The following is a 15,898-nucleotide window of genomic DNA, read 5'->3' on the forward strand; positions in this document are numbered from 1 at the left end:
TTTGTTTTATAAGCAATTTATTCTATTTGAGAAACTAAGCTTCCTAATACTATTGTAGCAGTTGTTACTATAAGTATTTTTATTTTTTTGACATTTATATTTCTCCTTTGTTTATGCACTATTAAATTTATAAATACCAAAATAAAAATAACATATTCAATTTAAAATTACTTATTAAATATAATAAAATGTTTTTTTAAACGAATAAATTGTATGTGTTATTTATGATTTATGTAAATATCTTGGACATAAAAAATCGAATTTTACTAAGCTACATTTTTAGACAGTTTTTCAAACTCATTCGGAGTTTTGTAATCTATAGAAGAATGAAGCCTTTTATTGTTATACCAACTTTCAATATATTTAAAAATAGCTATTTTAGCTTCTTCAAAGGTCTTATAAATATTTTTATAAATCTATTTCTTTTTATTATTGCATGGAACAATTCTATACATGAATTATCATAAATTAACCCTTTTTTGCTAAATAATTGAATAATATCAAAATTATAATATAAAAACTATTTCATAATAGAACTATTTCCAAAATAGAGCGTTTTATATTATGCTGTTTAAATCTCTAAGTAAGAATTTTATTCTACTTTGAGATATTCCCTATAAAAAATTAGATTTATACCTTTATCTGGAGTTTGAGTATAATAAGCATTTTTTTAAACGGTAAGAACTAAATTACTATCCATCTTTTTATCAAAAGAGTAACCAATTATTTTTTAAATGTAAATCTAATACAGAAGCTAAATAACACCAATCATTTTGTTGAGTCTTTATATAAGTAATATCCCCTACATATTTTTGATTAAAGTTATTGAAAAATTTCATTTTAAAACGTTTTCTAATCCTTCTTTAATTTTTTATTTGATGTTGCTTTAAATTTTTAATTACTATAAATTTAATACCTAACTGGACTATAAATTTTTGAGTCCTTTTTAAAGACATTTTAAATCCATTTCTAATTAAAATAACATGAATTTTAGGAGTTCCATATCTTCCTTTACTTTCTTATATATTTTAATTGTTTCAGCCTTAATTTTCTTATTTTCAATTCCTCTATTTGATGCAGTATGATTTAACTTAACATAATAAATGTTACGTGGAACGTCTAATACTTTACATAGCTTTTTAACACTTTAAATATGCTTATTAATATCCACAATATTTATTATTTTTTCTAGTTTTCCTTTGCAAATATGATCATAGATTTTTTTATATTTCATTTTCTTTTTTTAATTTAGCAACTTCTTTCATTGTCATAAATTCTTCATCACTGACGTTTAATTTTTTTATTATTCTTTATCCATCCATTTATAGTTGATTTTACTATACCTATTCACTGCTTATTTCTGCTACACTCATTTCGGAATTGTATAAATCAGAAATCATTTCTTTATATTCATCTGTATAACTTTTACTTCTACCCATAGTAGAAACACATCCTCTCTAACTAAATATAATTTTACTTATTTCGATTAAATGTGTCCACTATTCTATACTAACACCAATGATTAAGTTATTGAAGTTCCATTTAACCTTGAGGGAACTAAAAAAATTTGAAATTAGAAATAAAAATGAAGACTTAATCTACACAGGAAATGTTGCTACATTCGCAAATAAATATTACCCACAATATAAACCTAATTCAGTAATACAGGTGATTATACTTAAAAATATAATAATTTCAATTATACTTTATATATTTTAATTAAAGATTTAAAAAATAATAAATTTAGTAAATTTAACATTCCTATAAAAGAAAATATTAAATGACTATTGATAATGTGGATAAGAATAATTTAATCAAATACATCTAGATATAGAGACTATGAACTCAAACTTAAAATAGAAAAAATATGAAACCGTATGTAATTAATTATGATTAAGGAATAAATAGTAGTGAATATTCGAGACTTTATATAAATTCATATAAAAACAATTCTATATAGAATCTTGCTTTCTAATACTCATGAATTTTGAAAAAAATAAATTTTAAAATTAATATGTATTTAGAAAAGATAGTTTTTTTAATTTTAAAATCTAAAATTTTATATAAATCGATTTAGTGATTTTTCATTTATTTTTTAGCTAAAATATGGGAGTTCGTAATCTGTAAATGATTGCGAACTCCTTTCTTTATAAGCGTTGAAATTACTTGCTTTAGAGTATATAGATACTTTAAAGTGTTTTTGGAAGGAATTTTTCAAAGTTTATGATATAATAAAAATACGAACTCAATTTTACTAAAATGCGAACTCAAAAAGTTTTAAAAATTTTATTTTTTTTGGTGATTTTAGAGTTATTTTTTTATTTTACAAAATAATGAAATTTATATATTCAATTAAATTATTTAAATACTATTTTTAATTTATATAGTGGGAGGAATATTATGGGAAGATATAAAACTAATGCTTTAAATACAGAGCAGTTTGAAAAAATAATACAATGTTTAGTAGATGGAATTCATACAGATAAAGTAATCTTAAAACCAAATAAAGAAACAGCATTTGCATTAACATTGCAAGGAAATTTAGGTTTAAGAATAGGAGATATAGTAAACTTAAAATTAAATGATTTTGTTTTTGATGGATGGAGATATACTTTAGATATTATAGAAGAAAAAACACATAAATCAAGAAAACAATTTACTGTAAATAAATTTGTCTATGAATATGCACTAAACTATTGCCTGGACAATGGTATTAGAAGAAATAATAAAATGATAACAATTGGAGTTAGAGCCATTCAGAAAAATCTTAAAAAAGTAGCAGAGCATCTAGGATATAAGAATATTTCTACTCATAGTTTTAGAAAATATTTTGCTACATCTATATATATGGAAAATAACTATAATATTATATTAGTTCAAAAATTGTTGCAGCATACTAAAGCTGATACAACACAAGCATATATAGGAATATCAGAAAAACAAGTAGAGGATGCACTTGATAAACATGTTATATTACCTAGCTTGGAGAAGAGTAATTAAACAAATTCAACATATAATTTAATTTGTTTACAGGAACCTTATTTATAGTAATCATTATTTTCACAGTGAGAAATAGATAAGTAAATAATTTGGAGGGAAAAATATGAAAAATGATAAGTCACTAGAAATTATTTTTAAAGATGGAGAGTCAATGATAAAGCCAAAAGGGAGTATTACAGATGTTGATTTAGTTAAAAGTATAGCTATGTTATATAATACTTTGCTGTATAATACAGAAACAAAAGATAGAGTATTCAAGCACACTGAAGCTATTAAGGATATAATAGAGAAAATACTAACAGCTAAATTAGAAGAGATAGATAAAGAAACTAAAGAGAATAATAAAGCACATTTAACTGTTGTGAAGTGATTCAGAAAGAGGGTGGTTATATCGAAATTATTGATAATACTGAAAAATCAGAAGAACAAGAATTAGTCGAGGATTTGATTCAAGTAGTTACAGTATTTAGTTGCAGACTTCAAGGAAAAAGAGCAAATACAACTAAGAAGATGATTAAGGAGTTGTTAGAAGATGATACTTGCGAAAAAAGTTAGATTATATCCAACAGAAGTTCAAGAGCAAAAGCTATGGTAATCCGTTGGAACTGCAAGATTTATCTATAACTGGATAATTTCAAGATAAGAAGAAAATTATAAAAATGGTGGAAAGTTTACTCCAGATAATGATTTAAGAAAAGAAATAACTCAAATAAAGAAAACTGAACTTACTTGGCTTAAAGAAGTTTCTAATAATGTAGCAAAACAGGCAGTTAAAGATGCCTGTGAAAGTCATAAAAGGTTTTTCAAAGGGTTATCTGACAAGCCAAAATTCAAAAGTAGAAGAAAATCTAAGCCATCATTTTATAATGATAATTATAAGTTGAAAGTTAAAGATAATGCAGTAAATATTGAAAAAGTAGGTTGGGTAAATATCAAACCTTATTCTATCCCTTTGAATACTAAATATAGTAATCCACGTATCAGTTTTGACGGGAAGTATTGGTATATATCAGTATGACTTTTAAAAACATCAATAAAACTAAAGAAGTCAAAAGGCTTAAAAAAGTCTTAAAGAGAAAACAAAGAAAAGTTAGTCGAAAATATGAAATGAATAAAATTGAAAGTGAGATGAAAAACCGTTGTCAATTTAAAAAGACTAACAATATTATGAAACCTAAAAAGCAGATTAGATTACTTCATAGAAAATTAGCTAATATAAGAAGTAATCATATTCACCAAGCAACGAATAAGATAGTGAAAACCAAGCCATCTAGAGTTGTTATGGAAACACTTAATATAAAGGGGATGATGAAAAATCGTCATTTATCAAAAGCTATTGCAGAGCAATGTTTATATGATTTTAAAGTTAAAATAAAATATAAATGTGAATTTTATGGAATAGAATTTGTAGAAACTGATAAGTGGTTTCCTTCGTCAAAAACTTGTAGTAAGTGTGGAACTGTCAAGAAAGATTTAAAACTTAAAGATAGAGTTTATCAATGTTCTTGTGGACTAAAGATAGACAGAGACTTTAATGCTTCAATTAATCTTTCCAAATATAAATTAGCATAATATCAACTAAAAGATAATGCTAATATGTACCATTCGTTATATGGGAATTTAAGCCCTCGGACTGTCACATCAAATGAAAGTAGTATGTGATTTATCACTACAAAATCAGACAGGTTGAACAGGGAATCAAACAAGATTTATAGATATTTATAGATTTTTGGCAACGGCCTTGTTATAATAACTCTTGCTCGTATTTATCTAAATAACTACCTAAGTCTAAATCATAAATATTTATTAACTTTTCCAGCATTAAAATTTCTTCTTTATATACATTAAAGCAATAATAATTTTTATCTCTTAACTCAATTACCTCTTCTTTATAGTGTTATAAAAATTATTTAAAGGAGACTATTTATTGTGAAAGTAAGCGAAGTATTGAGTGTAGAAAATCTTAATAAAGAATTCATCTGTGAAAGCAATGGATGTAGAGTAAAAAAACGTATGAAGACAACTATATTTCTTGGGTAATAGTGTTGGAAAAAGTGAAGAGAATTGGGAACCTTCATATTTATCGCATGTATGGATTGATTCAGATTATGAAAGAATTAAAAAAGATGAAGATAACAAAAGTAATTAAATATAATCCAGAAGTTATTATCGCTTTTAATATATTGCTTTTAGTATTAATACTTATGATATTTTTTGTATAAAAGCTCATAAAATAATAAATAAATATTGATATATGTTAAAATAAAAGTAGAGATTTAGTAAAAGATAAATAGATAGGAGTGTGATCTTAATGCCACTACTAGATGATAGAGAATTTGAGAAACAATCAAATTTTGAAACTTACAAAAGATTAGAAAGAGAGAGAGAAGAAAAAGTAGAGTTTGGTAATGGACATATATTAATGTCTTCATCAACTTCTATTATTCACAATTTACTTATAAAAAGAATTTCAAGGAATTTAGATAAATATTTAAATCCTAAAGGATGTGATTCATTTACTGAATCTATAGAGATTATATTAGATAGAGATGAAAAAATCTATAGATTTAAACCAGATATTTTTGTGTTTTGCAAGGACCAATTAAATATGGTTGGTCAATCTATCAAAGGAACTCCACCTTTAATATTTGAAGTAGTATCAAAGTCTAATGATACTGTCTATAAAAGAAAGTATTATGCTGATTGCGGAGTTTTAGAATATTGTTTAGTATATCAAGACGGTTCTATAGAACAGCTAAGATTAGAAGATGGAATGTATAGAGTTATAAATATATTAAAAAAAGATGATATCTATAATTCTATTGCTTTTCCAGGTGTTAATTTTAAATTAAAAGATATATTTTCAGAGTTAGAGATATATAGATAAAGAAAAAAATAAATAGAAGTTAAATAAGTGAGGTAACTTCCGTTGAGATTACTTCACTTATTTTTTTGTTCATAAAATATTTACATAATTGAAGTTCAAAAAATTAATATAAATTAGCATATTTAAGGTATAAAGGAAAATTTATTTTATTCAATTATATTGAAGTATTAAAAAAACAAATTTTAATTAGCATTGGCTAATGGAAGAAAGAAATTAAATGGCTTTATAAGCTTATAGGAGGAATTTATTATGTTATCTGAAAAAATTATTAGTGCTAGAATCTACAGATATTCTGCAAAGGAAGTTAAAAACATGTTTATTACTAGAGAAGAGGTTGAGAAAGAAATGAATCAATGCTCTGTTTGTGGCTATGTGTATTATAAGGAAGATGGTTATAGCAATTTACTTATAAATGAGTATCAGCATGATACTATATGTAAAAATTGCGTTGAACTTTTAAATTCTAATATAGATATAGAGAAAATCCCTTATTCTGATGAATATTTCAAAATAATATTATAGGAAGGAAGATTTTTATGTATAGTAATATAGCTTATAGTAATGAAAATAATCATTGTTATTATGCCTTAATACCTAATTGTGTTCCAAAAGGGGAAACTCTATGTGATTACTGGAAGGAAAGACTACTTTTCTTATATAGTCTCTTCTTAGAAAATAAAGAGAATTCACCAGAAGGAGCAATGAGGGCAACAGTAGACAGTGTAATAAAGTATGTTGAAAATAATATAAGTTATTGTAATGTGAATTTTAAAATGATAAAAATTAGTTATTCTACGAAGTTAGATTCAAAATGGCTATATTGGAGAGAAATTGATAGTATTTCTGTTTCGGTAGCTAGCTAAAGATTTAAAGAAATAAATAGTATATAATAGAAGAAAGGAATATAGTTTCAACTGTGAAGAAGAGATTATATTAGTGGGAAATTAATATGAGTACAATATCAAAAATCGTTTTAACTCAGAAAGTAAAAAAAGAAATAGATGAATTATTATTAAATGAACTCTTAAAAATGGTTCTTGTAAAGAGAATAGAATTTGAATTAAGCAATCAAAAATTTGATTACTTACAAATCCTTAATTTTTGTAAAGATGAAGAAACAGGCTTAAAGTGTGTAATTCACAGACAAGAAAACCATCCAGAGGAAAATTTAAATGGATTTAAAGAAAAAGTTATATTAGATATTGCTGATAATCTAATAGGAAAGACCATTTATTTCACATTTGCTGAAGATGAATATAGAAAAGAGTGTAATTGCACGATTCTATTTAGTGATGAATGGTAATAATATAAGCCCATTTTGGGCTTTTTTCGTATCAAGTATATAAATTAGAGAGAAGAGGAGCGGAGTGGAAATTATGTTATCAATGAATTTAAATAAAAGTAATAAATTAATATCTATAATAAAAAAAATATTTAGATTAGGTAGAAATAAAAAAGAGAACTCTAAAGAGACTGCTTTAGATGAAGAAATAATTAAAAATAATGCTTTATTTATAAAGAATTACTTAAATAACTTAGAGATTAATCCTAATTATAACTTTGAATTCACAGAGGGTTATAAAGTTAGTAGAAATGAAAATTATCATTATTTTACACTCGAAGAGAAAAAGGTATATATGGATCAGTTATTTAATGCTAAATATATTGAGAAATTACAAGCATTATCACATAGATTAAATTTGGCTAGAACTCATATAGAGGATATAAGAAATAAAAATAATAATAAAATTCCATTTGAAAAAAGCTATACATTAAGTAAATTAATAAAGAGTCTATCATCATTTGAGAATTTAACTAATTCAAGGATTAAATACATGAAAGATTCAGCTTTAAGTTCTACTTTAGGGTTAGATGGAGAAAGGATTGTAAATAACAAGCTAGATATACATTCAAATTTGATTAATCTTAAAAATATTAGATTGCAAGATGATTTAGGGAGAAGTTGCCAATGCGATAATATTGTTATATCAAAAAGAGGGAAGAATATAGAGGTTGTTTCAAATCCTGTTGAACAAAACAATATGCACATAGCTATCTTAAATAGGATACTTAACAATACTCTAAATAAGGATGTGTCAGCTCATGGTGTAGTTGTAATAGCAAATGACACAGTAAATATAATAAATGAAAGTAAAGATATAATAGTGAGACCATCAAGTATTTATAACATATTAGATAATGAATTTGAAAATGCTATGCTTTCAGAAGCAGATATTCAGTATATTAGTTCATTTATAAATTCTTCTCAGTTAGAGGAAAAGAAATACCCTGTATTTTCTATTGAAAAAGAATTTGATGAAACTAATATTGAAAAGATTGATTTTTTAATATCTAAATGTTATTCATCTGTGAAGGTATTAATCCAGCAAAATTAAAAATGCTGGATTTTTTTTATTTGCTTTTTTTTATCTTTTAAGTAACATTTTTAGTTTTAAGCAAGATTATTCCAAATATGGTATTATATATTTGTCGGGAGGGAAACAACGAAGTTAAAGATTGAAATAAATATTTAAAGACGTTGAAAGATATGAAATCCGATACAATTTAAAAAAAACTTTAAAAGAATAAAAAAAATAATTAAAAATCAACAAAAACTTTATAATTTTTGTTAAAATAATTTAGATACATACTTTTTAGTATTAAAATGACGAAAAATAGGGAGGAAAAAACAAATGAAAAGAAGTAAAATATTATCACTAATATTAGGAGTTGGAATGATAGGAGCAGTAAGCGTAGGTCTTGCACCAACAGCTAAAACACAAGGACAAACTACAGGAACTCAAAATGTGAGAGTATTAACTAATAGAACAACAAATAAAGGATTTGCATGTGTAGTAAATGGAAATGGAAGTTTAGTATTAACTAATGCTAATGGAGAAACAACAGGATATGTTTCAGTTGGACAAATGCTATCAATAAAAGGACAAGCAAATGGAAAAACTCTTGTTACAGTAGAGGAAACTGGAGCAACTGGTTATATAGCAAATTCAAATATGAAAATGATTAATAGTGGAGTAAATAGCCAACTAGTACAAATGAATAGAAGAGGACATATAATAAATGTTTCATCAGATGTTCATTTAAGAGCTAATGCAACAATGGATTCATCAATATTAGCAAACTTAACAAATGGTGCTAACATAACAATTACAGGACAACAAGGAGAATGGTATAGAGTAAATGTAAATGGAGTTAGAGGATATATATTCGGAGAATATGTTGGACAAGGAGCAACACAAACTGGTGGAGTTGTTAATATAGTAGGAAACGTAAATCCAACAACTATAAAAAATAATAACAACAATACTGTGAATACTGTAAGCCCAACAACTGGAACTGTAGGAACAACTGGAACTGTAGGAACAACTGGAGCAACACCAACATCATCATCAAAAGTAGCTCAACCAAGTGGATCTATAAATGGAACTACAAAAAATACTATATCAAACAATGAACAACATGAAAATACTCCTGTTAAAGTAGTAAATCATATTGGTTCAACAACATCAAACAATACTCCTGTTAAGGTAGTAAGCCATACTGGTTCAACAACATCAAATAAAGAACAACACAAAGCGGCTCCTGCTAAACAAACTACAAATAATCAAATCACAGTAGGAAGTCAAGAATTTTACAATATAATAAATTCAGAAATGATACAATTAACAAATAATTATAGAACTTCACATGGATTAAATGCTGTACAAGGAAACTCTGTATTAGCAAGTATGGCTAATTGGAAAGCTAACAACTGTGCTAAATACAACTATTTCTCAGATTATACTCCAAATGGACAAACAGTATATCAACAACCTCAATTTAAGAATGTTAAATACTCAACATTTGCTGAAAACTTAGCTGAAATTAACATAGGTCAATCATCAGGAACAATAAGTTATTCAGATACTAAAGATATAGCTGAAATGTGTTTCGGATACTTAACTGGTTCACCTTCTCACTTAGCTAACATAATGGATTCACAAGCTACTGAAATAGGTATAGGTGTAGCAGTATCAAGCAATGGAAATGTTATAGTTTCACAAGACTTTGGTGCAAATGTAACTCAATAATAAATAGCAAATAAAAAGGACTATCTCAAAGTGGATTTAAATTCTATCTTTGAGTATAGTCTTTTTTCATTCAAATATTTATATAATTTCTCTTTTAATTTTATCATATTAAGAAAAATTAGAACTTTTTTATATATTTAAAATTTTAAGATACTATTATTTTGTTAATTTATGCTGTAAAATAATTATGGTGAAAATCCAAATAAAATACTAGATATGGAGACGATAAAAATGAACAAAGGAAAAATTTTAGGGTTATTATTAAGCACTTCTATGATAGGAGGGGCTGGATATATAGCTTTAAATTATCAATCACCTAAAGTGGAAAATAATGTTTTATTAGTTAATAAAACTAATAATTCAAATGCGTTAACAGCTAAACAAGCTCAAAGCTTAAAAACAAAACAATAGAAGTGGGAGGGATGAAATTCTCTGGAATTCAAGCTGTGAAAATTGCTCCTGATATGCCAGGCAATGAGTTTGCAGTTGCACCTAATTTTAATCCAAATGGATTTGCATCTACGATCAATGAAAAGCTATATAATTATGAAGCTAATTTAAATAATGATGCTGCTGCTATGAAAGAAGCTACTGCATTACATGGTGGTAATCCTGTAGATACGTGTGTCTACTTCCAATCATCTGCATTAAGAGCCATTGGAGAGAAAGTTCCTTATTATATAGGTTATACTACTAAATTAGAAAACTGGCTATCTAATAATGGGTGGGAAAAGCACACAGATTTTCAATACTTACAAAAAGGGGATATATGTTTTGCTGGAACATATCATACTTTTTTATTTATGGGATGGAAAGATGAAAGTAAAGGAATTGCCTATGTAATGGGTGATGAAAGCTTTACCGAACCATATTATAGAGATAGAAATTTAAGTGGTCAAAGTCCAGCAATCTATGGAAATGATTCATACTATGAAACTACTTGCTATTGGACTTATGGACAAGGTTATACAGGACCAATAGAAGGAAAAAATCCAGTACATGAAGGTGGGTATGATGCTATAGGCTTAGCTACAATAAATACAATGGATGCTAAAATGATGTCAGCACCTAATAGCAATAGTACACAATTACAAGTGATTCCTGATAATACAACAGTTCCAGTAATGGCTCAAAATAATTCTTGGTTTGAGGTTTATTATAATGGTAAAACAGGTTGGATAAATAGTGCAGATACTAATGGTTTAGCTGAAAGTTTAGGTGGAAGTTCAAGTAATGTTCCTAATACTTCAAGTTCAAATAATACTTCAAATTCAAATCCAAATTTACCTTCAGTAAAAATTACATCTCCTATTGGATTATGGGAAGGAACTGAACCTAATTTAAATGGGGAAAAAATAGTTGCGATACCTTATAATACATCAGTACCAGTTTTAGGATATGAGAATGGATGGTATAAAGTAAATTATAATGGAATTATTGGATGGGTTGATGGGATTTATACAAGTGGTCAAGGAAAGCCTGTTGGAAAAGATTTAAGTGAAAAGAAATCACAAGATAAGATTGATAATAGTAATCATGGAAATAGTAGTATGACTAATCCTGATACGACAGCTAGTCCAACAACTTCAAATAATAGTGGCAATTCTCAACATCAATCAAAACGAATTACTACTAAAAATAATAAAATTATAGGTACTAGTAATACTAGTGGAGATACTAAAAATAGTATCAACAGTAATACTAAAAAACGTCATACTACTACACCCACAAAAAGTACTACTTCACAAAAAAATAAGCCTTCTGTGAAAAATTCAACATCCACTATTAATAGTACAGGAAAACCATCAATAAGTAAAGCGGATAAAAGTGGTCAATTAGGAAAGATAAGGGTTGAGTCAATTTTAGGTGTTGATTTAGATAATTCAATCAACTCTTCTGAGATAACAAATATTCCTAACAACACTATATTAAATGTTGTAGCTCAAAAAGACGGATGGTTCAAAGTTAGATATAATGGGGAGTTAGGCTGGGTTGATGGACAATTTACAAGTCAGCTAAATGATATAAATAAAGTTTTCACAGGTGTTAATATTGTAGGTCTTACATTAACTAATAAAGAAATTTATTCCAATTCAAATGCTTCATCTTCAATAATTGGAGTGATTCCAAACTCAACTGTTCTTAATTTAATTGGAGAACAAGGAGATTGGTACAAGGTAAATTATGGTGGAAAGACTGGATGGATTAATAACTCAAATTTAAATGTAATATAATTATTTAAAGTACATATTTTTATAATATGTACTTTTTTGATACGAAAATTAGTATCTAATTAAATACTAAAAAAAGTTAAGAAGTTGTTGATTATGTTATACTATTTATAGTATAGTATTAATCAAAGAAAATTTACTAAGGAAGGTGTAAGATGAAATCAGATAAGGTAATCTTAAATGCTCTTATGGAGTTGAATGGAAAAATAGATAACATTACAACTTGTTTAAATATTTCTAATGAAAAAACTGGACATAAAATTTTATTTGCACTGATAGAAAACGAAAATATTCTAACAGGCGAAGAAAAAGCTAGACAGTTTCCTCTTTACGCTAATATCAATGAATATTGGAAAGTCTTTTCGAAAAATCAAAAGAATAGCAATATAGATTTAATATCTTTAGCATTATACGAGTTTATAAAAAAATACGCTCCAGAAACATTTAAAGAAGTTGATCTTGGAGTTAATTAATATAAAGTATATTTAATACTACATAAAAGTTGGATTTTAAAGTTACTCTTGATAATAATTTTAAAATCCAGCTTATTTTTTTATCTTAAAATCAAAATAATTAAATAATAAAAAATTAAACAAGTTAAATAAATAAAAAATTTAAGTTTATTATTAATTAAATTTTATTAAAATATAAAATCAAAAAAAAATAAAAAATTAAAAAAATATTTTATGTAGAAATATAAAATTAAAACTAATTTAAAATTCAAAAAAATATATAAATCGAAGTTATTGGATTGCTATATTGAAGAATGGCTAAATAAGTACATTTCAAGAGATTTTTAAATAAAAATTATAATTGAATTATAAATTAAATTTAAAAAATAAATCAGTAAATTTCATTTTATGAATTGAATAAAAATACAAAATAAGAATATAGAGGGAATTTTATGGATTGACTAATTGCCAAAAATTATATATATTCAACTTACTAAATATTTTTTTAGCACTAATTTCTTTGAAAGGAGGTAAAATAATTCGCTGTTATACGAATTGTTTGAAAAAATGAATAGAAAACTTGAAAAGCAAAAACTCTCTGATGCAGAAATAATAAACACAATACTAAAAGAATTATCCATAACGCAAAAAGAATTAGGAGATGCGATTGGCTTGTCATCTAGTGCGATTACAGCAATAAAGAAAGGCTCTAACTCTCTAAATTCTAGAAATAAAAAACTATTATCCTCAGAATTTAATATATCCCTTGAGTGGTTTGAAACTGGTTCGGGAAATATGTTTTCGGATAACGCTGATTTTAATTACATTAAAAAGATTATAGATATAATCTCCCAAAAAGACAAAAAGTCATCTTTATTGAAAAAATTAGTAGATATAGATGAAAATGAAATAGATGATATTGCCATTATTTCAAAGAAAAATTTAATTTGCCATTAAATTTTTAAAATAAACGGTTAAAATTATTAATTTTTTTAAAACAATATATCAAAAACTTATTAATTCATATTTATTTTTAAGGAGTATTGTTAAGAGGAAATTTATGTTTTATAATGAATAACTGTAATAGAAAAAATTGAGTCTTTTAATTTTTTTTGTTAACAAAACGACTTTTTGCCATTTAATTTATTAATTTATTAAATTAATTTTATGAATTTTTTAAATAAATGGATAAAAAATTAATACAGAACTTAGGAGGAAAAGAACATGATAAACCATAATAGGGTGACAACTAATACAAATAATAATGTCGTTGTTACAAAATTACAAAATCAACAATCAAGAGAAATGCAAGAACCAAATTTCGGAATAATAGAAGGGAATCTAATAAACTTTGATGGTATAAAGACAAGCCAACATATGCAATTTGTACACACATTCCCTTATTTACAAAGTAATATGTATAAAGCAACAAATGGAGCAATAGCTTACTGCCTTGATGCTGGATTATACGGCGCATCTGGTACAGATAATGCTTATAATAATACAAATGGACAATTAAGTGCATCTACTTTATATATGTTAGCTAATGGATATAATGGATCACAAGAATCTTTAAATAGATTTACTAAATGGGAAGGTTGGGGATTCACTCCAAAAGAAGCATTTGAAGCTACTCAATTAGCTATTTGGGCTAGTGATAATGCAAAACCAGATTGTAGAACAAATCTAAATGATTTATATTACACAGATACACAAGGAAAAGCAGTAATACAAGCAGCTAAAGAGTTATACAATGAAGCTCAAAATGCTAGTACAAACTTAACTATAAATGGAAACTTACATTTTGCACAAGTAAATGGAAGTGAAGAAACTTACGGACCATTTACAGTAAGTGCTGGATTACCTTTATCATCATACACAGTATCAGTTAGTGGAAATCCTACAGCAGAAGTTGTAAATGCTAATGGACAAGCAATAACTGGACCGATAAGTGCAGGTACTCCATTCTACATTAAAGTAAGCAATCAGAATGTAGCAAAAACAACTATATCAGTTACTGCAACAACAGCTATTAAAAACGGTGTAATTCAATCTAACGGACAAAATTACTACCAAAATTATGCTAATGAAACATCTGCTAATGTAACTCTTTCAAATAGCCTTAACTTTGAGCCAAAGGTTGCTCCTATAAAGAACACACCAAAACCAGCTCCAAAGCCAGCTCCAAAGAAGGTTACACCAGCACCAGCACCAAAGGTGACTAATAGTAATGTAAATAAACCAAGCAATAAAAATGAACAACATCAAAGCCAAACACAAACTATAAATAATAAGCCTTCTGTGAAGAATTCTAATACAGCTAGTCCTAAAAATACAAATAAGGAAAATCAACAACAATCTAGTAAGGTGAATAATCATCCAACAATTAATAATCACCCTACTAATAAGGAAGAGCAACAACAAACAAGCAAAGTGAATAATCACCCAGTGATTAACAATCACCCTACTGTTACAAATAAGGATGAACAACATCAATCAAGTAGTATAAACAATCATCCAATTATAAACAATAAACCTACTAATAAACAAAGTATTGACAATCATCCAACCAATACTAACAAAAATGATATAACAGTTAGCCCTAACCAAAGTAATAAGAATACTTTCAGTCCTGTTATTAAAATAAATATCTATAACGATAACAACAATAGTAATGCTAACACTAATGCAAATGCTAATGGAAATGGTTCAAAAGCAACAGGAAATAGTAATGCTAACAGTAATACAAATGCTAATGGAAATGGAACAAGTGTAAAAGCTGATTCTATAACTGCTGGTGGAAATGCTAATAGCAATGCTAATGCAAATGCTAACAGTAATTCTAACAGCAACACAGTTAAGGTAAGCAAAGGAGTAATTTCAACATCAACATCAACAAGTGAATCTCCAGCTTCAGCTTCAGCCAGTGCTAGTGTTTCAACTCCAGGTAGTTCACCAGTATCAGTTTCAGCTAGTTCACCAGTTGCAACTTCAGCAGGTACTACAGCTAGTGCTTCAGCTACAACTCCAGCTGCAACTCCAGCAGATGCAAGTTCTACTGTTGTAAGTGGAAGCCAAACAACTGGTTTACCATTCACAGGATTAACTACTTCTCAAGTAAGTAGTCATGCTAATTCTGATTTAGCTTATGGCGGATTATTTGCTATACTTGCAGTAATCGCAAGCATATTTGGAATAAAGAAATTTAAATAATAAGAATTAATTTCTTAAAATTTA

The 15,898-nt window shown here is 26.6% G+C and carries 14 protein-coding genes and 2 pseudogenes; 15 read left to right on the forward strand and 1 reads right to left on the reverse strand.

The window, feature by feature from the left end; all coding sequences use genetic code 11:
* Positions 1 to 266: 266 nt before the first annotated feature.
* On the reverse strand, positions 267 to 416 hold the full coding sequence (locus ARA19_RS18240; RefSeq protein ID WP_084764112.1) for an IS3 family transposase: 150 nt from the start codon (positions 414 to 416) through the stop codon (positions 267 to 269).
* A gap of 1,984 nt (positions 417 to 2,400) precedes the next feature.
* On the opposite strand from ARA19_RS18240, the gene ARA19_RS00355 reads away from it, so the two are divergent.
* From ARA19_RS00355 to ARA19_RS00425, 15 genes and pseudogenes are all read left to right on the forward strand, one after another.
* Positions 2,401 to 3,000, forward strand: a complete 600-nt coding sequence (locus ARA19_RS00355) for a tyrosine-type recombinase/integrase (protein ID WP_055068989.1) — start codon at positions 2,401 to 2,403, stop codon at positions 2,998 to 3,000.
* Between the two features lie 103 nt (positions 3,001 to 3,103).
* A complete protein-coding gene (locus ARA19_RS00360; protein ID WP_055068990.1) occupies positions 3,104 to 3,370 on the forward strand; it encodes a hypothetical protein in 267 nt (88 codons plus the stop codon).
* Between the two features lie 5 nt (positions 3,371 to 3,375).
* Positions 3,376 to 3,555 (forward strand): annotated as a pseudogene (locus ARA19_RS00365) (IS607 family transposase); the annotation flags it as partial.
* A pseudogene (locus tag ARA19_RS00370) lies at positions 3,533 to 4,572 on the forward strand (RNA-guided endonuclease InsQ/TnpB family protein). The pseudogenes ARA19_RS00365 and ARA19_RS00370, both read left to right, overlap by 23 nt.
* Before the next feature lie 739 nt (positions 4,573 to 5,311).
* Entirely contained in the window at positions 5,312 to 5,887 is a 576-nt protein-coding gene (locus ARA19_RS00375; RefSeq protein WP_055068992.1) for a Uma2 family endonuclease, read from the forward strand.
* Positions 5,888 to 6,136: 249 nt separating this feature from the next.
* On the forward strand, positions 6,137 to 6,409 hold the full coding sequence (locus ARA19_RS00380) for a hypothetical protein (RefSeq protein WP_055068993.1): 273 nt from the start codon (positions 6,137 to 6,139) through the stop codon (positions 6,407 to 6,409).
* A gap of 14 nt (positions 6,410 to 6,423) precedes the next feature.
* Positions 6,424 to 6,750: a hypothetical protein gene (locus tag ARA19_RS00385; RefSeq protein ID WP_055068994.1), complete on the forward strand. Its 327-nt coding sequence runs from the start codon at positions 6,424 to 6,426 to the stop codon at positions 6,748 to 6,750.
* Positions 6,751 to 6,836: 86 nt separating this feature from the next.
* A complete protein-coding gene (locus ARA19_RS00390; protein ID WP_055068995.1) occupies positions 6,837 to 7,190 on the forward strand; it encodes a hypothetical protein in 354 nt (117 codons plus the stop codon).
* Between the two features lie 82 nt (positions 7,191 to 7,272).
* Positions 7,273 to 8,283 (forward strand): nuclease-related domain-containing protein, encoded by a 1,011-nt coding sequence (locus ARA19_RS00395; protein ID WP_147574324.1) that lies wholly within the window; start codon positions 7,273 to 7,275, stop codon positions 8,281 to 8,283.
* 297 nt (positions 8,284 to 8,580) lie between these two features.
* Positions 8,581 to 9,978 carry a CAP domain-containing protein gene (locus tag ARA19_RS00400; RefSeq protein ID WP_055068997.1) on the forward strand — a complete coding sequence of 466 codons (1,398 nt, stop codon included), beginning with the start codon at positions 8,581 to 8,583 and terminating at the stop codon, positions 9,976 to 9,978.
* A gap of 231 nt (positions 9,979 to 10,209) precedes the next feature.
* The gene (locus ARA19_RS00405; protein ID WP_055068998.1) at positions 10,210 to 10,389 is read left to right on the forward strand and encodes a hypothetical protein; all 180 of its coding nucleotides are present in this window, start codon (positions 10,210 to 10,212) and stop codon (positions 10,387 to 10,389) included.
* A gap of 11 nt (positions 10,390 to 10,400) precedes the next feature.
* Positions 10,401 to 12,212, forward strand: a complete 1,812-nt coding sequence (locus ARA19_RS00410) for an SH3 domain-containing protein (RefSeq protein WP_055068999.1) — start codon at positions 10,401 to 10,403, stop codon at positions 12,210 to 12,212.
* Positions 12,213 to 12,364: 152 nt separating this feature from the next.
* Positions 12,365 to 12,682, forward strand: coding sequence for a hypothetical protein (locus ARA19_RS00415; RefSeq protein ID WP_055069000.1), 318 nt, complete (start codon positions 12,365 to 12,367; stop codon positions 12,680 to 12,682).
* 534 nt (positions 12,683 to 13,216) lie between these two features.
* Positions 13,217 to 13,618, forward strand: a complete 402-nt coding sequence (locus ARA19_RS00420) for a helix-turn-helix domain-containing protein (RefSeq protein WP_055069001.1) — start codon at positions 13,217 to 13,219, stop codon at positions 13,616 to 13,618.
* 267 nt (positions 13,619 to 13,885) lie between these two features.
* Positions 13,886 to 15,874 (forward strand): thioester domain-containing protein, encoded by a 1,989-nt coding sequence (locus ARA19_RS00425; RefSeq protein ID WP_055069002.1) that lies wholly within the window; start codon positions 13,886 to 13,888, stop codon positions 15,872 to 15,874.
* Positions 15,875 to 15,898 lie beyond the last annotated feature (24 nt).

Origin of the sequence: Clostridium massiliamazoniense (genome assembly GCF_001403635.1) — a bacterium.
In the GTDB taxonomy this organism is placed as follows: domain Bacteria; phylum Bacillota; class Clostridia; order Clostridiales; family Clostridiaceae; genus Sarcina; species Sarcina massiliamazoniense.

Coding starts and splice junctions, on each gene's coding strand:
- ARA19_RS00360 (WP_055068990.1), top strand. CDS start 3,104: ATGAAAAATGATAAGTCACTAGAAATTATTTTTAAAGATGGAGAGTCA.
- ARA19_RS00390 (WP_055068995.1), top strand. CDS start 6,837: ATGAGTACAATATCAAAAATCGTTTTAACTCAGAAAGTAAAAAAAGAA.
- ARA19_RS00380 (WP_055068993.1), top strand. CDS start 6,137: ATGTTATCTGAAAAAATTATTAGTGCTAGAATCTACAGATATTCTGCA.
- ARA19_RS00395 (WP_147574324.1), top strand. CDS start 7,273: ATGAATTTAAATAAAAGTAATAAATTAATATCTATAATAAAAAAAATA.
- ARA19_RS00400 (WP_055068997.1), top strand. CDS start 8,581: ATGAAAAGAAGTAAAATATTATCACTAATATTAGGAGTTGGAATGATA.
- ARA19_RS00410 (WP_055068999.1), top strand. CDS start 10,401: ATGAAATTCTCTGGAATTCAAGCTGTGAAAATTGCTCCTGATATGCCA.
- ARA19_RS00355 (WP_055068989.1), top strand. CDS start 2,401: ATGGGAAGATATAAAACTAATGCTTTAAATACAGAGCAGTTTGAAAAA.
- ARA19_RS00375 (WP_055068992.1), top strand. CDS start 5,312: ATGCCACTACTAGATGATAGAGAATTTGAGAAACAATCAAATTTTGAA.
- ARA19_RS00405 (WP_055068998.1), top strand. CDS start 10,210: ATGAACAAAGGAAAAATTTTAGGGTTATTATTAAGCACTTCTATGATA.
- ARA19_RS00385 (WP_055068994.1), top strand. CDS start 6,424: ATGTATAGTAATATAGCTTATAGTAATGAAAATAATCATTGTTATTAT.
- ARA19_RS00415 (WP_055069000.1), top strand. CDS start 12,365: ATGAAATCAGATAAGGTAATCTTAAATGCTCTTATGGAGTTGAATGGA.
- ARA19_RS00425 (WP_055069002.1), top strand. CDS start 13,886: ATGATAAACCATAATAGGGTGACAACTAATACAAATAATAATGTCGTT.